The sequence below is a fragment of the Bosea sp. Tri-49 genome (assembly GCF_003952665.1).
In the GTDB taxonomy this organism is placed as follows: domain Bacteria; phylum Pseudomonadota; class Alphaproteobacteria; order Rhizobiales; family Beijerinckiaceae; genus Allobosea.
Window position 1 is genome coordinate 732,543 of the sequence record NZ_CP017946.1, and the last position, 17,589, is coordinate 750,131.

Annotated in this window: 17 protein-coding genes and 1 tRNA gene; all 18 read left to right on the forward strand. The window is 65.6% G+C overall.

Going from position 1 to position 17,589, the window contains the following annotated elements; all coding sequences use genetic code 11:
* The first annotated feature begins 147 nt into the window (after nucleotides 1-147).
* The 18 genes from BLM15_RS03625 to rpoB all read left to right on the forward strand — a co-directional run bounded on the left by BLM15_RS03625 (nucleotide 148) and on the right by rpoB (nucleotide 17,514).
* Nucleotides 148-813 (forward strand): hypothetical protein, encoded by a 666-nt coding sequence (locus BLM15_RS03625; RefSeq protein ID WP_126110463.1) that lies wholly within the window; start codon nucleotides 148-150, stop codon nucleotides 811-813.
* 87 nt (nucleotides 814-900) lie between these two features.
* Complete coding sequence (tuf, locus tag BLM15_RS03630; RefSeq protein ID WP_126110465.1) at nucleotides 901-2,091, forward strand: elongation factor Tu; 1,191 nt, start codon at nucleotides 901-903, stop codon at nucleotides 2,089-2,091.
* 152 nt (nucleotides 2,092-2,243) lie between these two features.
* Nucleotides 2,244-3,080: an isocitrate lyase/PEP mutase family protein gene (locus tag BLM15_RS03635; protein WP_126110467.1), complete on the forward strand. Its 837-nt coding sequence runs from the start codon at nucleotides 2,244-2,246 to the stop codon at nucleotides 3,078-3,080.
* Nucleotides 3,073-3,750, forward strand: coding sequence for a GntR family transcriptional regulator (locus BLM15_RS03640; protein WP_126110469.1), 678 nt, complete (start codon nucleotides 3,073-3,075; stop codon nucleotides 3,748-3,750). Before BLM15_RS03635 ends, BLM15_RS03640 begins: the two co-directional genes overlap by 8 nt.
* A 114-nt stretch (nucleotides 3,751-3,864) precedes the next feature.
* Nucleotides 3,865-4,992, forward strand: coding sequence for an ABC transporter substrate-binding protein (locus BLM15_RS03645; protein WP_126110471.1), 1,128 nt, complete (start codon nucleotides 3,865-3,867; stop codon nucleotides 4,990-4,992).
* 224 nt (nucleotides 4,993-5,216) lie between these two features.
* Nucleotides 5,217-5,292: transfer RNA gene (locus BLM15_RS03650), tRNA-Trp, on the forward strand.
* A gap of 19 nt (nucleotides 5,293-5,311) precedes the next feature.
* Nucleotides 5,312-6,043, forward strand: a complete 732-nt coding sequence (locus BLM15_RS03655) for a class I SAM-dependent methyltransferase (RefSeq protein WP_126110473.1) — start codon at nucleotides 5,312-5,314, stop codon at nucleotides 6,041-6,043.
* A gap of 156 nt (nucleotides 6,044-6,199) precedes the next feature.
* On the forward strand, nucleotides 6,200-6,394 hold the full coding sequence (gene secE / locus BLM15_RS03660) for a preprotein translocase subunit SecE (RefSeq protein ID WP_057189978.1): 195 nt from the start codon (nucleotides 6,200-6,202) through the stop codon (nucleotides 6,392-6,394).
* A gap of 17 nt (nucleotides 6,395-6,411) precedes the next feature.
* Nucleotides 6,412-6,945 (forward strand): transcription termination/antitermination protein NusG, encoded by a 534-nt coding sequence (nusG, locus tag BLM15_RS03665; RefSeq protein WP_126110475.1) that lies wholly within the window; start codon nucleotides 6,412-6,414, stop codon nucleotides 6,943-6,945.
* A 125-nt stretch (nucleotides 6,946-7,070) separates the two neighbouring features.
* Nucleotides 7,071-8,666: a methyl-accepting chemotaxis protein gene (locus tag BLM15_RS03670; RefSeq protein WP_164547391.1), complete on the forward strand. Its 1,596-nt coding sequence runs from the start codon at nucleotides 7,071-7,073 to the stop codon at nucleotides 8,664-8,666.
* Nucleotides 8,663-9,193, forward strand: a complete 531-nt coding sequence (locus BLM15_RS03675) for a cytochrome b (RefSeq protein ID WP_126110491.1) — start codon at nucleotides 8,663-8,665, stop codon at nucleotides 9,191-9,193. Before BLM15_RS03670 ends, BLM15_RS03675 begins: the two co-directional genes overlap by 4 nt.
* Nucleotides 9,194-9,279: 86 nt before the next feature.
* Entirely contained in the window at nucleotides 9,280-9,882 is a 603-nt protein-coding gene (locus BLM15_RS03680) for a DJ-1/PfpI family protein (protein WP_126110493.1), read from the forward strand.
* Nucleotides 9,883-9,952: 70 nt separating this feature from the next.
* On the forward strand, nucleotides 9,953-10,369 hold the full coding sequence (locus BLM15_RS03685) for a ribbon-helix-helix domain-containing protein (protein ID WP_126110495.1): 417 nt from the start codon (nucleotides 9,953-9,955) through the stop codon (nucleotides 10,367-10,369).
* Between the two features lie 155 nt (nucleotides 10,370-10,524).
* The gene (gene rplK, locus BLM15_RS03690) at nucleotides 10,525-10,956 is read left to right on the forward strand and encodes a 50S ribosomal protein L11 (RefSeq protein WP_126110497.1); all 432 of its coding nucleotides are present in this window, start codon (nucleotides 10,525-10,527) and stop codon (nucleotides 10,954-10,956) included.
* A 13-nt stretch (nucleotides 10,957-10,969) separates the two neighbouring features.
* Nucleotides 10,970-11,668, forward strand: a complete 699-nt coding sequence (rplA, locus tag BLM15_RS03695) for a 50S ribosomal protein L1 (RefSeq protein WP_057189971.1) — start codon at nucleotides 10,970-10,972, stop codon at nucleotides 11,666-11,668.
* Nucleotides 11,669-12,174: 506 nt separating this feature from the next.
* Entirely contained in the window at nucleotides 12,175-12,690 is a 516-nt protein-coding gene (rplJ, locus tag BLM15_RS03700; RefSeq protein WP_126110499.1) for a 50S ribosomal protein L10, read from the forward strand.
* 51 nt (nucleotides 12,691-12,741) lie between these two features.
* Nucleotides 12,742-13,122 carry a 50S ribosomal protein L7/L12 gene (gene rplL / locus BLM15_RS03705; protein WP_126110501.1) on the forward strand — a complete coding sequence of 127 codons (381 nt, stop codon included), beginning with the start codon at nucleotides 12,742-12,744 and terminating at the stop codon, nucleotides 13,120-13,122.
* A gap of 243 nt (nucleotides 13,123-13,365) precedes the next feature.
* Nucleotides 13,366-17,514, forward strand: a complete 4,149-nt coding sequence (gene rpoB / locus BLM15_RS03710) for a DNA-directed RNA polymerase subunit beta (RefSeq protein ID WP_126110503.1) — start codon at nucleotides 13,366-13,368, stop codon at nucleotides 17,512-17,514.
* Nucleotides 17,515-17,589 lie beyond the last annotated feature (75 nt).

The window sequence follows — 17,589 nt, forward strand, 5'->3', positions numbered from 1 at the left end:
CTTAATCCACGGCGATGAGCGCAGCCAGCAGTCTTGCGATGAGTGTCTGCGCGGTATGGTTGTGTGGCCGGCTGGCGTGTGCGATGGCGGGTTAGCCGCTTTCGCGGCAAGTCGTTTCGATTTCAGACACCTAGCCGAGCCTTTCCTATGATTTCACGACGCTCCTTCGCCGCCCTGACCGGGGCAGCGCTGCTCGCCGGCTGTGTCTCGACGCAGCCACAGCATCAGATGTCCCTGGACCTCGTCCAGAGCTTCAGGTTTGCCGGTCTCGAAGGACGTATCGATCCGGCGATCAGCGGCAGCTGGCTTTCGATGAAGGAGGATTTCCTCAAGTCGAAAGGCATCGCCATTCCGCAGCCCGACTATGAGAATCCCGGCGGTCAACCGAAGGTGCCGGAGTTTTCACACGATGAACTCCGCGCTTTCCTCGCTCGTCAGTTCAACGAGCGCCTCTCAAAGGCGTTCGCCGGGCCTATGGCGCAAGAACTGAAGGGGACCCGCCCTGTCCGGATCGTTGCTACCCTCCATTTCGTCGACATTCCGGCGTTGGGAGCCCGCATGATGCGCTCAGTCCTGAGCGGCCAATCCGGCAATGACAACACCATTATCGTGAGCTTCGACATCGTCGATGCGAGATCGGGGCAGAGTTTATTACGCTTGCTCAATATTCGCGAGAGAGGCGTCGGTGGAGAGCCTGTCGCCGATCTCGGGCCGCTGATGATGAAGCTGACCGACCCCGACCCGATGGTGCGGATGCTGATCTCGCTGCAACCCCGATTCAGCGACTGGCTGCTCAAACGTGCGGCTGGCTGAGCGGCCAGCTTGCGCTTCGCTCCAAAACCCCCTAATGCGACCGCGTTTTTCCGGCCCTGCGCGGGCGTCGTCAGGAACTAAGGTGTCATGGCCAAAGAGAAGTTTGCTCGGACGAAGCCGCACTGCAACATTGGCACGATTGGTCACGTTGACCATGGCAAGACGTCATTGACGGCTGCGATCACGAAGGTTCTGGCGGAGTCTGGCGGCGCGTCGTTCACGGCGTATGACCAGATCGACAAGGCGCCCGAGGAGAAGGCCCGCGGCATCACGATCTCGACGGCTCACGTCGAATACGAGACCTCGGCCCGGCACTATGCCCACGTCGACTGCCCCGGGCACGCCGACTATGTGAAGAACATGATCACCGGCGCGGCGCAGATGGACGGCGCGATCCTGGTGGTGTCGGCTGCCGACGGCCCGATGCCGCAGACCCGCGAGCACATCCTCTTGGCGCGCCAGGTCGGCGTTCCCGCGCTGGTGGTGTTCATGAACAAGGTCGATCTCGTCGACGACGCCGAGTTGCTCGAGCTGGTCGAGATGGAGATCCGCGAGCTCCTGTCGAAGTACGACTTCCCGGGCGACGACATCCCGATCACCAAGGGCTCGGCCAAGGCTGCGCTGGACGGCGTCACCCCGGAGATCGGGCATGACGCGGTGATCGCGCTGATGAAGACGGTCGACGCCTACATCCCGCAGCCCGAGCGCCCGATCGACCAGCCCTTCCTGATGCCGGTCGAGGACGTGTTCTCGATCTCGGGTCGTGGCACGGTTGTGACCGGCCGCGTCGAGCGCGGCATCGTCAAGGTCGGCGAGGAAATCGAGATCGTCGGGCTGAAGGACACGGTGAAGACGACCGTGACCGGCGTCGAGATGTTCCGCAAGCTGCTCGACCAGGGCCAGGCCGGCGACAACATCGGCGCGCTGCTGCGCGGCACCAAGCGCGAGGACGTCGAGCGCGGCCAGGTGCTGTGCAAGCCGGGCTCGGTGAAGCCGCATACCAAGTTCAAGGCCGAGGCCTACATCCTGACCAAGGAGGAGGGCGGTCGCCACACCCCGTTCTTCACCAACTACCGCCCGCAGTTCTACTTCCGCACGACGGACGTGACCGGCGTGGTGCACCTGCCCGAGGGCACCGAGATGGTGATGCCTGGCGACAACATCGCCATGGAAGTGCACCTGATCGTGCCGATCGCGATGGAAGAGAAGCTGCGCTTCGCCATCCGCGAAGGCGGACGCACCGTCGGCGCCGGCGTCGTCGCAACGATCATCGCCTGATCACCGGTTCAGTCCGGAGATATGGAAAGGGCGGCGGCAACGCCGCCCTTTCTGATTCTGGTGCCAGTCCGTTGGCGGTGGAGTTGGGGACTGGCGCCGCAGCGCGCGCCGTGCCAGCTTCCCTGTATCTTGCATACGGACTGGAGGTCGCGATGAGTCCCCGTCATTCGCTTGCCGACAGGCTGCGCCAGCCCGGCCTCGTCGTCGCGCCCGGCTGCCATGATGCCATCGGCGCACGGGCGATCGAGCAGGCCGGGTTCGAGGCGGTCTACATGACCGGCAACGGTCTGTCGGCCAGCCTGATCGGCGCGCCCGATATCGGCCTCCTGACGATGACCGAGATGGTGGCGCGCGGCCGCGCCCTGGCCGCGGCGATCAAGGTGCCGCTGATCGCCGACGCCGACACCGGCTATGGCAACCTCAACAACGTCGCCCGCACCGTCGCCGAATACGAGGCTGCGGGCGTCGCCGCGATCCATCTCGAGGACCAGGTCACGCCCAAGCGCTGCGGCGCGATGAAGGGGCTGGCGCTGGTGACGCCCGAGGAGCATGCCGAGAAGATCCGCATCGCGGTGGCGACGCGGCGCGATCCCGATTTCCTGATCATCGGCCGCTCGGATGCGCGTTTGCCGCTCGGCCTCGACGAGGCGATCTCGCGCGGCAAGGCTTATGCGCAGGCCGGCGCCGATCTCGTGCTGCTGGAGATGCTGCAATCCGAGGACGAGATGAAGCGGGCGCTGCGCGAGATCGAGGCGCCGCTGATGTTCAACTATGTCGAGGGCAGGGTGCCGCCGCTGACGGCCGAGGATTTCGGGCGCCTTGGCTTCAAGGTGCTGAGCTATCCGGTGTCGTCGACCCTGGCCTACGCTCACATGATGGCGGCCTTCGCGCGTGAGCTGAAGCGCGCCGGCACGACGCGGGCGCTGGAGTCCACCATGCTCGACCTGCCGAGCTACGAGGCCTTTCTGGGACGCGAGCACTATGCCTGATCTTCGGGTCGAACAGCCGAAATCGCTGGTCGCGATCGTCGAGGAGCGGCTGCGTAACGCGATCGTCAACGCCGAGATGCGCCTCGGCGAGACACTGTCCGAGGAAGCGCTGAGCGAGGCGCTGGGCGTTAGCCGCACGCCGGTGCGCGAGGCGCTGGCGCGATTGCAGCTGCAGGGGCTGGTGACGATCGTGCCGAAGAAGGGCACCTTCGTCTTCGCGCCGACCGAGGAGGACGTCGCCGAGCTCTGCGTCTTCCGCTTCATGCTGGAGACGCAGGCCCTGCGCGAATGCATGGCCAAGGCGCGCGCGGCCGCGCTCGCCGCGATGAACGAGGCGCTCACCGCGATGGAGGCGACGCAGGCGGGCGGCACGCGCCACGACTATGCCCGGGCCGATACCGTCTTCCACGAGATCTTCTTCCAGCATTGTGGCAATCGCTACCTCGGCAACGCCTATCGCGGCGTCTCCGGCCGGGTCGCGGCGCTGCGCACGCATCTCTCGGTGCCGCTGGAGGGCGAGCAGGAGCGCTCCATGGCCGAGCATCGCCTGATGGTCGAAACCTTCGCTGCCGGCCGCCTGGCCGATCTCGACGCCGTCCTGCATCGACACATCATGCGGGCGTGGGACGCCTATGCCGATGTGCTGCGCCGCGGCGGCGTTCCGGCCTGACGGGACGCTGCGACGGAGCGCTTCCAGCGCCAAATGATCTTGCATACAGTGTCCTAGAGACTATGCTCCGGACGAGAGCCGCAAACGGCCCATCGAACCTCGGGAGGAGGCGTCATGAATAATGCTCTTAAAGCTGCGGCCCTGGCGCTCGCGCTGGCTGCGACGCCGGTGGCGGCACAGGACAAGGTGAAGCTCGTCACCATCGCCGAGCTTTCCGGGCCGGGAGCGACCGCCGGCACCAACTGGAAGAGCGGCATCGAGCTGGCAATCGAGGAGCTCAATGCCAAGGGCGGCATTCTCGGCCGCAAGATCGATCTCGTCGCCTATGACACGCAGACCAATCCGGCCAATGCCCGCGCCGCCGTGCAGCGCGCGATCGACGAGGGCACTCATGCCGTGCTGGGCCCGGTCTATACCGGCTCGATCATGGCCTCGATGCAGATCGCGCAACGGGCCGAGATCGCCCAGCTCGCGGCCGGCGACGGCACGTCCTACACGGCCCAGGGCAACCCCTTCATCTTCCGGACCTCGCTCAGCCAGTCGGCGGCGATGCCCAAGATCGCCGCCTATCTCAAGGACGAGGTCAAGGCGAAGTCGGTCGCGGTCGTCTGGGTCAACAACGACTTCGGCAAGGGCGGGCACGAAGCCATCCTCAAGGAGCTGAAGAGCCGTGACATCGCGGTCTCGGTCGATCTCTCGACCGAGCAGGGCCAGGCCGATTTCGCCGCCGACGCGATCAAGATCAAGAACGCCAATGCCGATGCCGTCTTCGTCTACCTGAACGAGGAGGAGAGTGCCCGGCTGCTGGTGGCGATGCGCGACCAGAACGTCGGCAAGCCGGTGATCGGCGAGACCACGATCCTGAGCCAGAAGGTGATCGAGCTCGCCGGCAAGGCCGCCGACGGCGTGCGCGGCCATGTCGGCCAGACCGTCGATGCGCCGATCCCGGCCTTGCAGGAGTTCGGCAAGCGCTTCGAGGCGCGCTTCAAATTCGTGCCCGATCATAACGGCATCAAGGGCTACATGGCCGTCCATGCCGTGAAATGGGCGACCGAGAAGCTCGGCAAGTTCGAGCCGACCAAGATCGCCGCGACGCTGCACGGCGCCACGATCAAGCCGGAAGAGGAGCCCGGCATCCTGATGGAGACCACCTTTGACGCGAAGGGCGACGTCCAGCGCGAGAGCTTCCTCGCGGAGGTCGTCGACGGCCGGCAGAAGATCATCGCGCGCCTGCCGAAATAAGCGACTGGCCCGGGGCATGGTTCGGGAGGGCGGCGTTAGCGCCGCCCTTTATCGTTGAGTGGCCGCTTCCAGAGCCAACTCATTCGCGAGCTACGTTCGGCGAATTCTGCTGAATCTGCACGGCCTTGCCGTGACCAGCTGAGGATATGAGTCAACTTCGAACGAGTCGGTTGCGATTTCGACTTGAAAAGGCCGCAAGGTTCGGGCTAAGCAACCGACGCTACAGGGGTGTAGCTCAGTTGGTAGAGTACCGGTCTCCAAAACCGGGTGTCGTAGGTTCGAGCCCTACCGCCCCTGCCAGTCATCCGTTCGATCTGCGATGACCCAGAACATCTACGACGACGTCGGCTTCTTCCAGAATTACAGCCAGCTGCCACGCTCGCTCCGCGGGCTCGATGGCGCGCCGGAATGGCCGGCGTTGCGCGCATTGCTGCCGCCGCTCGCCGGAGCAATCGTGCTCGATCTCGGCTGCGGATTCGGCTGGTTCTGCCGCTTCGCGGCTGGCGAGGGCGCGGCGGAGGTCGTCGGCGTCGATGTCTCCGAGCGCATGCTGGCGCGGGCGAGGGCGGAGACGAGTTCGGCCAGCGTTCGCTACGAGCAGGCCGATCTGGAGACCTATGCGCCGGCGGCGGTGCGCTTCGACCTGATCTATTCCTCGCTCGCGTTCCACTACCTTGCCGAGCTACCAGCCGTCTTCGGCCGCATCCAGAGGGCGCTGAAGCCGGGCGGGCGCTTCGTCTTCTCGGTCGAGCATCCGATCATGACGGCGCCGCGTCATCAGGGCTGGTCGCAGGATGAATCGGGCCTGCCGGTCTGGCCGGTCGGGGCCTATCTCGACGAAGGCCGGCGCATCACCGACTGGCTGGCCGATGGCGTGGTGAAACAGCACCGCACGCTCGCGACCTATCTCAACCTGCTGATCGGGCTCGGCCTGCGATTGCGGCATGTCGAGGAATGGGGACCGACGCCTGAGCAGATCGCAGCCGAGCCGGACTGGGCCAGGGAGCGCGAGCGGCCGGCCTTCCTGCTGATCGCGGCGGAGCGGCCCTGAGCCGGGCGGTTTTAAAACCGCTTGGCGAGCGGGCAATCGCGTTGTAAGAAGCCCTTAACGACGGCGCGCGGCTCCCTGGGCCCCGCGCCGCGAATCTTTCAGGACCGCCGAATCGCCGCCTTTTCGCGATGATCCGGAACCGAGGTGACGAGCCCGATGGCGAAGACGAATCCCTTCCAGTTCCTGCAGGAGGTGCGCAGCGAAGCCGCCAAGGTGACCTGGCCCTCGCGCCGCGAGACGCTGATCACCACCGGCCTCGTGCTGCTGATGGTGCTGATGTCCAGCCTGTTCTTCCTCTTCACCGACACGGTGATCCGCTGGGGTCTCGGCCTCATCCTCGGCGCACGCTGAACGAAGGCAATAAGAACGTGAGCACCCGCTGGTACATCGTCCACGCCTATTCCAACTTCGAGAACAAGGTCGCGCAGTCGATCAAGGATCAGGCGGCGCAGCGCAATCTCGCTGACAAGTTCGAGGAAGTGCTGGTTCCGACCGAGAAGGTCGTCGAGGTCCGCCGCGGCCGCAAGGTCGACACAGAGCGCAAGTTCTTCCCGGGCTATGTCTTGGTGAAGTGCGAGATGACCGACGAGGTCTATCACCTCATCAAGAACACGCCCAAGGTCACCGGCTTCCTCGGCGCCGACAAGGCCAAGCCGATGCCGATCCCCGAGAACGAGGCGTTGCGGATCAAGGGCCAGGTCGCCGAGGGCATCGAGCGGCCGAAGCCGACGGTGGTGTTCGAAGTCGGCGAGCAGGTGAAGGTTGCCGATGGGCCGTTCGCCTCGTTCAACGGCGTCGTCGAGGATGTCGACCATGCCCGTGCCCGTCTCAAGGTCGCGGTCTCGATCTTTGGCCGCGCCACGCCGGTCGAGCTCGAATACAGCCAGGTCGAAAAGCTCTGACGCCTGGACATATCGATCGTTTGCTGAAGGGTGCCGGAGACGGCACCCTTTTTGCGTGATTTCGTAGTTAACGCCTCCTTCAGGCGTGTATGGCAATGTCCCGCCGGCTTTTGGCGTGGGCGGGTATGTTTCCCAGGACATTCAAGGCGACGGTCGGGCAGCGCCTGGCGCTGTGGGGCGTGCTCCTCGGCGCGCTGTCCTGTCTTTATGTCGCGACCGAGCTGGTCGGCTCGCGCAAGCTGCACGGCTTCACGCAAGCCCTGGAGGCGCAGAGCGATCTCGCCCGTCGCCTCGAAGCGACGACCATGGTCTTCGAGCGCATCAGCATCGCGATCTTCTCGGGCAACCGCGCGGAACCGTCCGATCTCGAGGTGCTCGCGATCGCAGCCGAAGACATCGCCACCCGGCTCGAGGGCAGACTGCAGGCCGATACGCAGGAGGTTGCGGCTCGCGCCACGGCGATGCGTCAAGCCGCCGACATCCCCACTGCCCGGGCCGAGCTCAGGGTGATCGCGGACAAGCGCTCGGCCTTGCGGCGCGGGCTCGGCGAGGAGATCGGCCGGCTGAGCGCGAGCCTGTCGCACCATGTCGAGAGCGCCCATCAGAACAAGGCTCTGCTCTCGCTGCTCGGGCTGTTCAGCCTCGTCTTCATCGTGGTGCTCGAGCATAACTGGCTGGTTCGCCCGATCTCCGGCATGGCGCGAGCCCTGGCCGAGAATCGGCAAGAGGGACGGGGGCTCGACAAGCTCGCGATGCGGCGCGACGAAATCGGCATGCTCGGCCGCGCCTTGCTGGCGCATCGGCGTGGGCTACAGGCTGAGCAGGACGCCGCCCAGACGCGACTGGACGCGCTTTCGGGCGAAGTCGCGCGCCAGGAAGCTGCCCAGGCCCGCAATGCAGTTTTCCAGGAACGGATCGCCGCGATCGCCCAGGCGCTGGAGCAGCATGCAGCCCGGCTGTCGCAGGCCGCCGGAGAATTTGCAGAGCTCTCAGGTCTCGTCGACGAGCGGGCCGGCGCGGCCACGCAGTCGACGCAGCGTGTCTCCGAGCATGTCGATCATGTCGCCGGCGCGATCGCGGAAGTGTCGACGCTGCTGGCGACGGCGGCAGGCGAGGCCTGGCGGACCTCCGAAGTCGCCGATGCCGCAAAGGCGCTGGTCGATCAGGCGACGGCCGATACGGTCGAGCTGAGCGATGCGGTCGGCAAGATCGTGCAGGTCATCGACATCATCGGCACCGTCGCCAGCCAGACCAATCTGCTGGCGCTGAACGCCACCATCGAGGCGGCACGGGCCGGCGAGGCGGGCAGGGGCTTTGCGGTCGTCGCCGGCGAGGTCAAGCAGCTCGCGCACCGCACGGCCGAGGCGACCGACGATGTTCGCACAGGGCTGAACCAGATCACCGTCGCGGCGCAGCGCATCACCTTGCGGATCGGCGCCCTGGTGACCTCGGTCGAGAAGGTCGACAAGGCGGCACTCTCGATCGCTGAAGTGACCGCTCGCCAGGATGTCGGCTCGCGCTCGATCAGCGAGACGACGTCGCGAACCGCCGGTGACGTCAGGCTCGTCGCCGAGCAGGTCGAGCAACTCGCCGGCACGCTGGCGAGCTGGCGTCAGACCGCCGGCTCGGTCACGGCGGCCTCCGCCGATCTCGACCGGCAGGCGGCGGAGTTGCGGCAGGCTGTCGAGGGCTTCATCGCGCGCAAGGACCTGGCCGCATGACCATGGCGATCTCCGAGGCGGAAGCGGGCGCAGCGGCGCGGCCACCACTGCCGGCCATCGCGCAGATCTTGCACTGGTTGACTGCGGCATTGGTGCTGACGCTGTTCGCCAGTGGCGTGATGATGAAACAGATCGGCGAGGGGCGGGCGGCCGACACCCTCTATCTCTGTCACAAGACCGCAGGCGCCTTGCTGCTCGGCCTCGTGTTGATCCGGATCGCCTATCGCCTGTTCGCGCAGCTCACGGCGCGCTGGCGCAAGGGCGCGGCGAGCCGGCCGGTGCATGCGCTGCTGTATCTTGCACTGCTGGTGGTGCCGCTTCTGGGCTGGGCTGGCGTTTCCGCCTTCGGCGCACGGCAGCTGCTATTCGGCCTCTCGCTCCCGGCGATATGGCCGGAGGAGATGGGCCATGCCGACCTTTTGCTGACGAGCCATGCCTGGCTCGCCTTCGGGCTGATCGCGCTCGTCGTCATCCATATCGGTGTGGCGCTCGGCGATTATCTGACGCGGGACGCCAAGGCCGGCTGAGCTTGCGTTAACCGGTTAACACCCACGCCACCCCGGCGGCGCCTATGCTTCCTGGCCACCCGAAACAGGGTGCCAGGGAGGACAAGATGACCGGCAAGCGCATTTTGATGATCGTCGGCGATTTCGGCGAGGACTATGAGATCATGGTGCCGTTCCAGGCCCTGCTCGCGGTTGGCCACAAGGTCGATGCCGTCTGCCCCGACAAGGCGAAGGGCGACAGCGTTGCGACCTCGATCCATGATTTCGAGGGCCAGCAGACCTATTCGGAAAAGCGTGGCCACAACTTCGCGCTCAACGCCAGCTTCGCCGAGGTCGATGCGGCGAGCTATGACGCGCTGGTGCTGCCCGGCGGGCGGGCGCCTGAATATCTGCGCCTGAACAAGCAGGTGATCGCGGTCACCAGGCACTTCTTCGAGGCGAACAAGCCGGTCGCGGCGATCTGCCATGGCGCGCAGATCCTCGCCGCCGCCGGTGTCCTGCAGGGGCGCAGCTGCTCGGCCTATCCGGCCTGCAGTCCCGAGGTGGAGCTCGCCGGCGGGCGCTACGCCGACATCGCGATCGACGCGGCGACGACCGACGGCAATCTGGTGACCGCGCCCGCCTGGCCGGCGCACCCAGCCTGGATTGCCCAGTTCCTTACGGTGCTCGGAACGCAGATCAGCCATGGCGCGCTGCGGCAGGCCGCCTGAAGCGGGCGAGGTCTCGCTTCGCTCCGCCGTCACTGTATGATGCGCGGCAACTGCGCGCGGGGAGGGCGCCATGTGCAAGCTCTTCATCAGCGCCGATGCCGATCTCTGGCGCACGCGCCTGAAATCGGTGCGGCTCAACGGCTTCTCGACCAGCGTGCGGCTCGAGAACCTGTATTGGCGCGTGCTCGAGGAAATCGCGGCGCGTGACGGGATGAGCCTCGGTCAGCTCCTGGCCAAGCTCCATGGCGAGCTGATCGAGACGCATGGCGATGGCGAGAACTTCGCCTCCTTCCTGCGCGTCTGCTGCGGCCGTTACCTGATGCTGCAGCTCGCGGGGGACGTGCCGCGCGAGCTCGATCGGCCGATCCGCGAGCTCGACGCTGACAGCATCCTGGCGCGCGAGGCGCAGCGGCTTGCGCCTGCGACACGTCGTCCGCAGCGCCCAAGTCCTTCCGGGGCTTCCCTTTCGGCGCGCCCTGTGCCATAGGGCGGCCCTCACATGCGTGGGAGGCGTGCCGGTCAGCCAGCCGGAAGTTCACGCCGCACCACGCCCTGCAACACCCCGATCCGGAGCGATAGCAGCTCGCGGGCGGGGCGTCGTCGTTCCGGTCGGCACCGGGACGAGCGACAGGAGCAGCCATCATGGCTAAGAAGATCACGGGTTACGTGAAGCTTCAGGTTCCGGCGGGCGCGGCCAATCCGTCGCCGCCGATCGGTCCCGCGCTGGGTCAGCGCGGCCTCAACATCATGGAATTCTGCAAGGCCTTCAATGCGAAGACCGCGCAGATGGAAAAGGGCATGCCGATCCCGGTGATCATCACCGCGTATCAGGACCGCTCCTTCACCTTCGAGATGAAGCAGCCGCCGGTCTCGTACTGGCTGAAGAAGGCTGCTGGCCTGACCTCGGGTTCGAAGACCCCGGGCAAGGGCGGCAATGTCGGCAAGGTCACGTCGGCTCAGCTCAAGGAGATCGCCGAGAAGAAAATGGCCGATCTCAACTGCGACAGCGTCGATTCGGCGGTGGCGATGATCCGTGGCTCGGCCCGTTCCATGGGCCTGGAAGTCGTGGGCTGAGGGGGAACTGACAATGGCACATGTCGGAAAGCGCGTCGTCAAAGGCCGTGAAGGCGTTGACCGCATCAAGCTCTACCCGCTCGCCGAGGCCGTCGCGATGGTCAAGGCCCGCGCGAACGCCAAGTTCGACGAGACCGTCGAGATCGCGATGAATCTCGGCGTCGATCCGCGTCACGCCGACCAGATGGTCCGCGGCGTCTGCAATCTGCCGAATGGCTCAGGCCGCACGCTGCGCGTCGCCGTCTTCGCCCGCGGCGCCAAGGCCGAGGAGGCCAAGAAGGCCGGGGCCGACATCGTCGGCGCCGAGGACCTGGTCGAGACCGTGCAGAAGGGCGAAATCAATTTCGACCGCTGCATCGCGACCCCGGACATGATGGGCCTGGTCGGCCGCCTCGGTAAGGTGCTGGGCCCGCGCGGCCTGATGCCGAACCCGCGCGTCGGCACGGTCACCATGGACCTGACCGCCGCCGTCGCCGCCTCGAAGGGCGGCTCGGTCGAGTTCCGCGTCGAGAAGGCGGGCATCGTCCACGCCGCCGTCGGCAAGGCTTCGTTCGACGCCGACAAGCTCGGCGAGAACATCAAGGCCTTCGTCGATTCGGTCTCGAAGGCGAAGCCGGCCGGCGCCAAGGGCACCTATATCCAGCGCGTCGCGATCTCCTCGACCATGGGTCCGGGCGTCAAGATCGAGCCGAACACCGTCCTCGGCGGCTGATTGCGCTTTGCAACCGCCGTCTCGGCGGTTGCAGCCCCGCCTTGCGCTTCACCGCAGGGATTAGCACTTGGCAGAAGTCGGAGGAGGGTCTATATCCTCCTCCGTGTTTCCATAAGTGACGGGGCTTCCGCGTGCTTGGCACGAGGAGGTCCATTTCGCGTTTTTTGGCGGTTCGCCGCCGAAAAAATGGGTGTTTGGCCTGAAGGGGGGTGATCTCCGAAGGCCGGGCATCCAGTCCTGTCTGAGACTGCAGGTGCGCCTTTGGCTCCGGCCAGAGGGCATAATTTCGCCAAGAGGCCTGCATAGACGGTGCAAGAACTCTTCCGGTGCCGAAGGGCGCCGAACGAGGTTCGAACCATCTCGCCCGATCACGGCTTCGGCCATGGCAGGGGACAGGGCACTGAGCGTCGCTCCGGCGAGGGGTCGGTGTCAACCGGTCACTTCCGAGAGCGGCACGTGCAACTGGCGGCGGGCCTTAAAACCTGTCGCCTACCGGAGAGAGCCCAGTGGATAGAACGGCAAAATCTGATGCCGTCGCGACACTGAACGATGTCTTCTCGAAGACGTCGGTCGTTGTCGTGGCCCACTATGCGGGTTTGACGGTGGCCCAGTTCCAGAAGCTTCGTCGCGAGATGAAGGCCAATGGCGCCACCGTGAAGGTCGCAAAGAACCGGCTGGCCAAGATCGCTCTTGAAGGCACCGACGTCGCGTCCATCAGCAAGCTGCTGACGGGTCCCACCCTGATCGCCTATTCCAGCGATCCGGTCGCGGCGCCGAAGGTCGCCACCGCCTTCGCCAAGGAGAACGACAAGCTCGTCATCCTCGGCGGCGCGATGGGCACGACCGCCCTGAACCCCGATGGTGTCAAGGCTTTGGCCACGATGCCCTCGCTCGACGAACTGCGCGCCAAGTTGCTCGGCCTCCTGCAGGCCCCTGCGACCAAGATCGCCCAGCTCTCGACCGCGCCTGCTGCAAAGCTCGCGCGCGTGTTCCAGGCATATGCCGACAAGGACGCTGCCTGAGCAGCCGACAACCCTTAATCGTTCGAACCTCTTACATCAGGAACTTAAACCATGGCCGATCTCGCCAAGCTCGTCGACGAACTCTCGTCGCTCACCGTTCTCGAGGCTGCTGACCTCGCCAAGTTGCTCGAGGAGAAGTGGGGCGTCTCGGCTGCCGCCGCTGTCGCCGTTTCCGCCGGTCCGGCTGCTGGTGGCGCTGCCGCTGCCGCTGTCGAAGAGCAGACCGAGTTCACCGTCGTTCTTGCCGCCGCCGGCGACAAGAAGATCGAGGTGATCAAGGAAGTCCGCGCCATCACCGGCCTCGGCCTCAAGGAGGCCAAGGATCTGGTCGAGGCCGCTCCGAAGCCGGTCAAGGAAGCCGTTGGCAAGGACGAGGCCGAGAAGCTCAAGAAGCAGCTCGAGGCCGTCGGCGCCAAGGTCGAGCTCAAGTGAGCCCGGGCCGGCTGATGCCGGTCCGTCTCTAGTCGACAAGGACAGTCCCGGGGCGGCTCGCCGCCTCCGGGGCTGTTGCGTCGTTTCCGGAAGGGGCGACGCGTACTCAAGACTTCCCGCAAGTGCGGTGCAGGTCGATCCAGTTGAATGTCGGCGCCCGAGAGTGCCGAGCGGCTCACCCGGCGGCCTGACCGCCTTTTCCCCGGACCACCGGGTGAGCCGTCCGAGATTGCGAGGAACATGATGGTAACTTCCCTCCAGGGTCGCAGGCGCGTCCGCAAGTTCTTCGGCAAGCTCAAGGAAGTGGCGGAGATGCCGAACCTCATCGAGGTTCAGAAGGCGTCCTACGACCAGTTCCTGATGGTCGAGGAACCCAAGGGCGGCCGCGGCGATGAGGGCCTGCAGTCGGTCTTCAAGTCGGTGTTCCCGATTGGCGACTTCTCGGGCGCGTCGCTGCTGGAGTTCGTCAAGTACACCTTCGAGCCGCCGAAGTACGATGTCGATGAGTGCCGCCAGCGCGGCATGACTTTCTCGGCGCCGCTCAAGGTGACGCTGCGCCTGATCGTGTTCGACATCGACCCGGACACCCAGGCGAAGTCGGTCAAGGACATCAAGGAGCAGGATGTCTACATGGGCGAAATGCCGCTCATGACGGACAACGGCACCTTCATCGTCAACGGCACCGAGCGCGTCATCGTCTCGCAGATGCATCGCTCGCCGGGCGTGTTCTTCGATCACGACAAGGGCAAGACCCATTCCTCGGGCAAGCTGCTCTTCGCCGCCCGCATCATCCCCTATCGCGGCTCCTGGCTCGACATCGAGTTCGACGCCAAGGACATCGTCTACGCCCGTATCGACCGCAAGCGTAAGATTCCGGTCACCTCGCTGCTGTTCGCCCTCGGCATGGACGGCGAAGAGATTCTCAAGCGCTTCTACAACCGCGTCGAGTATGTCCGCGACGACAAGGGCTGGCGCGTCCCGTACGACGCCGAGCGCATGAAGGGCTTCAAGGCGAGCGTCGACATGATCGACGCCGACACCGGCGAAGTCGTGATCGAGGCCGGCAAGAAGCTGGTCGCGCGCACCGCCCGCCAGCTCGCCGACAAAGGCCTGAAGTTCCTGCGCGCCACGAACGAGGATCTCGTCGGCCAATACGTTGCCGAGGATCTCGTCGATCCCAGCACCGGCGAAGTTCATGCCGAGGCCGGCGAAGAATTGAATATGGCTGCGGACCCGAAGACCGGCGAGGTCAAGGGCAACCTGATCGACCTGATCAACAAGGGCTACACCGAGATCCCGGTGCTGGACATCGACCACATCACGGTCGGCCCCTACATCCGCAACACGCTCGGCGTCGACAAGAACTCGCGCCGCGAAGAGGCGCTGTTCGACATCTATCGCGTCATGCGTCCCGGCGAGCCGCCGACGCTCGAGACCGCCGAGAACATGTTCCAGTCGCTGTTCTTCGACTCGGAGCGCTACGACCTCTCGGCCGTCGGCCGCGTCAAGATGAACATGCGCCTCGACCTCGACGCCGAGGACACCGTGCGCATCCTGCGCAAGGAAGACATCTTCGCGGTCGTCAAGGCACTGGTCGACCTGCGCGACGGCAAGGGCGAGATCGACGACATCGACCATCTCGGTAACCGGCGCGTGCGCTCGGTCGGCGAGCTGATGGAGAACCAGTACCGTCTGGGCCTCCTGCGCATGGAGCGCGCCATCAAGGAGCGCATGTCCTCGGTCGACATCGACACGGTGATGCCGCAGGACCTGATCAACGCGAAGCCCGCGGCTGCCGCCGTGCGCGAGTTCTTCGGCTCGTCGCAGCTCTCGCAGTTCATGGACCAGACCAACCCGCTCTCGGAAGTCACCCACAAGCGCCGTCTCTCGGCGCTTGGCCCGGGCGGCCTGACCCGTGAGCGCGCCGGCTTCGAGGTGCGCGACGTCCACACCACGCATTATGGCCGCATCTGCCCGATCGAGACGCCGGAAGGCCCGAATATCGGCCTGATCAACTCGCTCGCGACTTTCGCGCGCGTCAACAAGTACGGCTTCATCGAGAGCCCGTACCGGCGCATCCGCGACGGCAAGCAGACCGACGAGATCATCTATCTCTCGGCGATGGAGGAGGCGAAGTACAACGTCGCCCAGGCCAACGCCGCCGTCGACAAGGAAGGTCGTCTTACCGACGACCTGATCGTCTGCCGCCGCGCCGGTGAAGTCATCGTCGTGCCGGTCGACAAGGTCGACTTCATGGATGTCTCGCCCAAGCAGGTCGTCTCGGTCGCTGCGGCGCTGATCCCGTTCCTCGAGAACGACGACGCCAACCGCGCGCTGATGGGCTCGAACATGCAGCGCCAGGCGGTGCCGCTGGTTCGCGCCGACGCGCCTTTCGTCGGCACCGGCATGGAGGCGGCGGTTGCCCGTGACTCCGGCGCTGCCATCGCGGCCCGCCGCGCCGGCATCGTCGACCAGGTCGACGCGACCCGTATCGTCATCCGCGCTTCGGACGAGATGGACCCGACCAAGCCGGGCGTCGACATCTACCGTCTGCAGAAGTTCCAGCGCTCGAACCAGTCGACCTGCATCACGCAGCGTCCGCTGGTGCGCGTCGGTGATGTCATCAAGAAGGGTGACATCGTCGCCGACGGCCCGTCGACCGAGTTCGGCGAGCTCGCGCTCGGCCGCAACGTGCTGGTCGCGTTCATGCCGTGGAATGGCTACAACTTCGAGGACTCGATCCTGCTCTCGGAGAAGATCGTCTCGGACGACATCTTCACCTCGATCCATATCGAGGAATTCGAGGTCATGGCCCGCGACACCAAGCTGGGCCCTGAGGAAATCACGCGCGACATTCCGAACGTCTCGGAAGAGGCGCTGAAGAACCTCGACGAAGCCGGCATCGTCTATATCGGCGCCGAGGTTGCGGCGGGCGACATTCTCGTCGGCAAGATCACGCCGAAGGGCGAGAGCCCGATGACGCCGGAAGAGAAGCTGCTGCGCGCCATTTTCGGCGAGAAGGCTTCGGACGTCCGCGACACCTCGCTGCGCGTCCCGCCGGGCGTGCAGGGCACGATCGTCGAGGTCCGGGTGTTCAACCGCCATGGCGTCGACAAGGACGAGCGCGCCCAGGCGATCGAGCGCGAGGAGATCGAGCGTCTCGCCAAGGACCGTGACGACGAGCAGGCGATCCTGGACCGCAACACCTTCGCGCGCTTGGCCGAGATCCTGACCGGCAAGACCGGCCTCGCCGGTCCCAAGGGCTTCAAGAAGGACACGGTCATCACCCGCGAGGTGATGAGCGAATTCCCGCGCTCGCAGTGGTGGCTGTTCGCCACGGCGGACGACGCCCTGATGACCGAAATCGAGGCGATGCGTAAGCAGTACGACGAGTCGAAGAAGCGCCTCGAGCAGCGCTTCCTCGACAAGGTCGAGAAGCTGCAGCGCGGCGACGAGCTGCCGCCCGGCGTGATGAAGATGGTCAAGGTCTTCGTCGCGGTGAAGCGCAAGATCCAGCCGGGCGACAAGATGGCCGGCCGCCACGGCAACAAGGGCGTCGTCTCGCGCATCGTGCCGGCGGAGGACATGCCGTTCCTCGAGGACGGCACCCATGCGGACATCGTGCTGAACCCGCTGGGCGTGCCCTCGCGCATGAACGTCGGGCAGATCCTGGAGACCCATCTGGGCTGGGCTGCCGCCGGTCTCGGCAAGCAGATCGGCAAGGCGCTCGACGCCTATCGCAAGGCGCATGATTCCAAGGCGCTGCGGGCCTCCTTCGACGCCGTCTACGAGGACAACGAGATCATCGCCTCGATGGACGACGCCGAGCTGGTCGAGATGGGCCAGAACCTGCGCCGCGGCGTGCCGATCGCGACCCCGGTCTTCAACGGCGCCAAGGAGTCGGACATCGAGCGGCTCCTGGAGCAGGCCGGGCTGCACTCGTCGGGTCAGTCCACGCTCTATGACGGCCGTACCGGTGAGCCTTTCGACCGCAAGGTGACGATGGGCTACATCTACATGCTGAAGCTGCACCACCTCGTGGACGACAAGATCCACGCCCGCTCGATCGGCCCCTACTCGCTGGTCACCCAGCAGCCGCTCGGCGGCAAGGCGCAGTTCGGCGGCCAGCGCTTCGGCGAGATGGAGGTCTGGGCGCTCGAAGCGTACGGCGCCGCCTACACGCTGCAGGAGATGCTGACGGTGAAGTCGGACGACGTCGCGGGCCGCACCAAGGTCTACGAGTCGATCGTGCGCGGCGAAGACAACTTCGAAGCGGGCATCCCGGAGAGCTTCAACGTGCTCGTCAAGGAAATGCGCTCGCTCGGCCTCAACGTCGAGCTCATCAACAACAAGCCGAAGCCGGGCGACGTGCCGGCCGAGGCAGCCGAGTAAGGCTTTCGCGCCCGAAAGGGCACGGAGCGTTCGTTACTCATGCCGGCGGCACTTTCGCCGCCGGCCGATGGATCA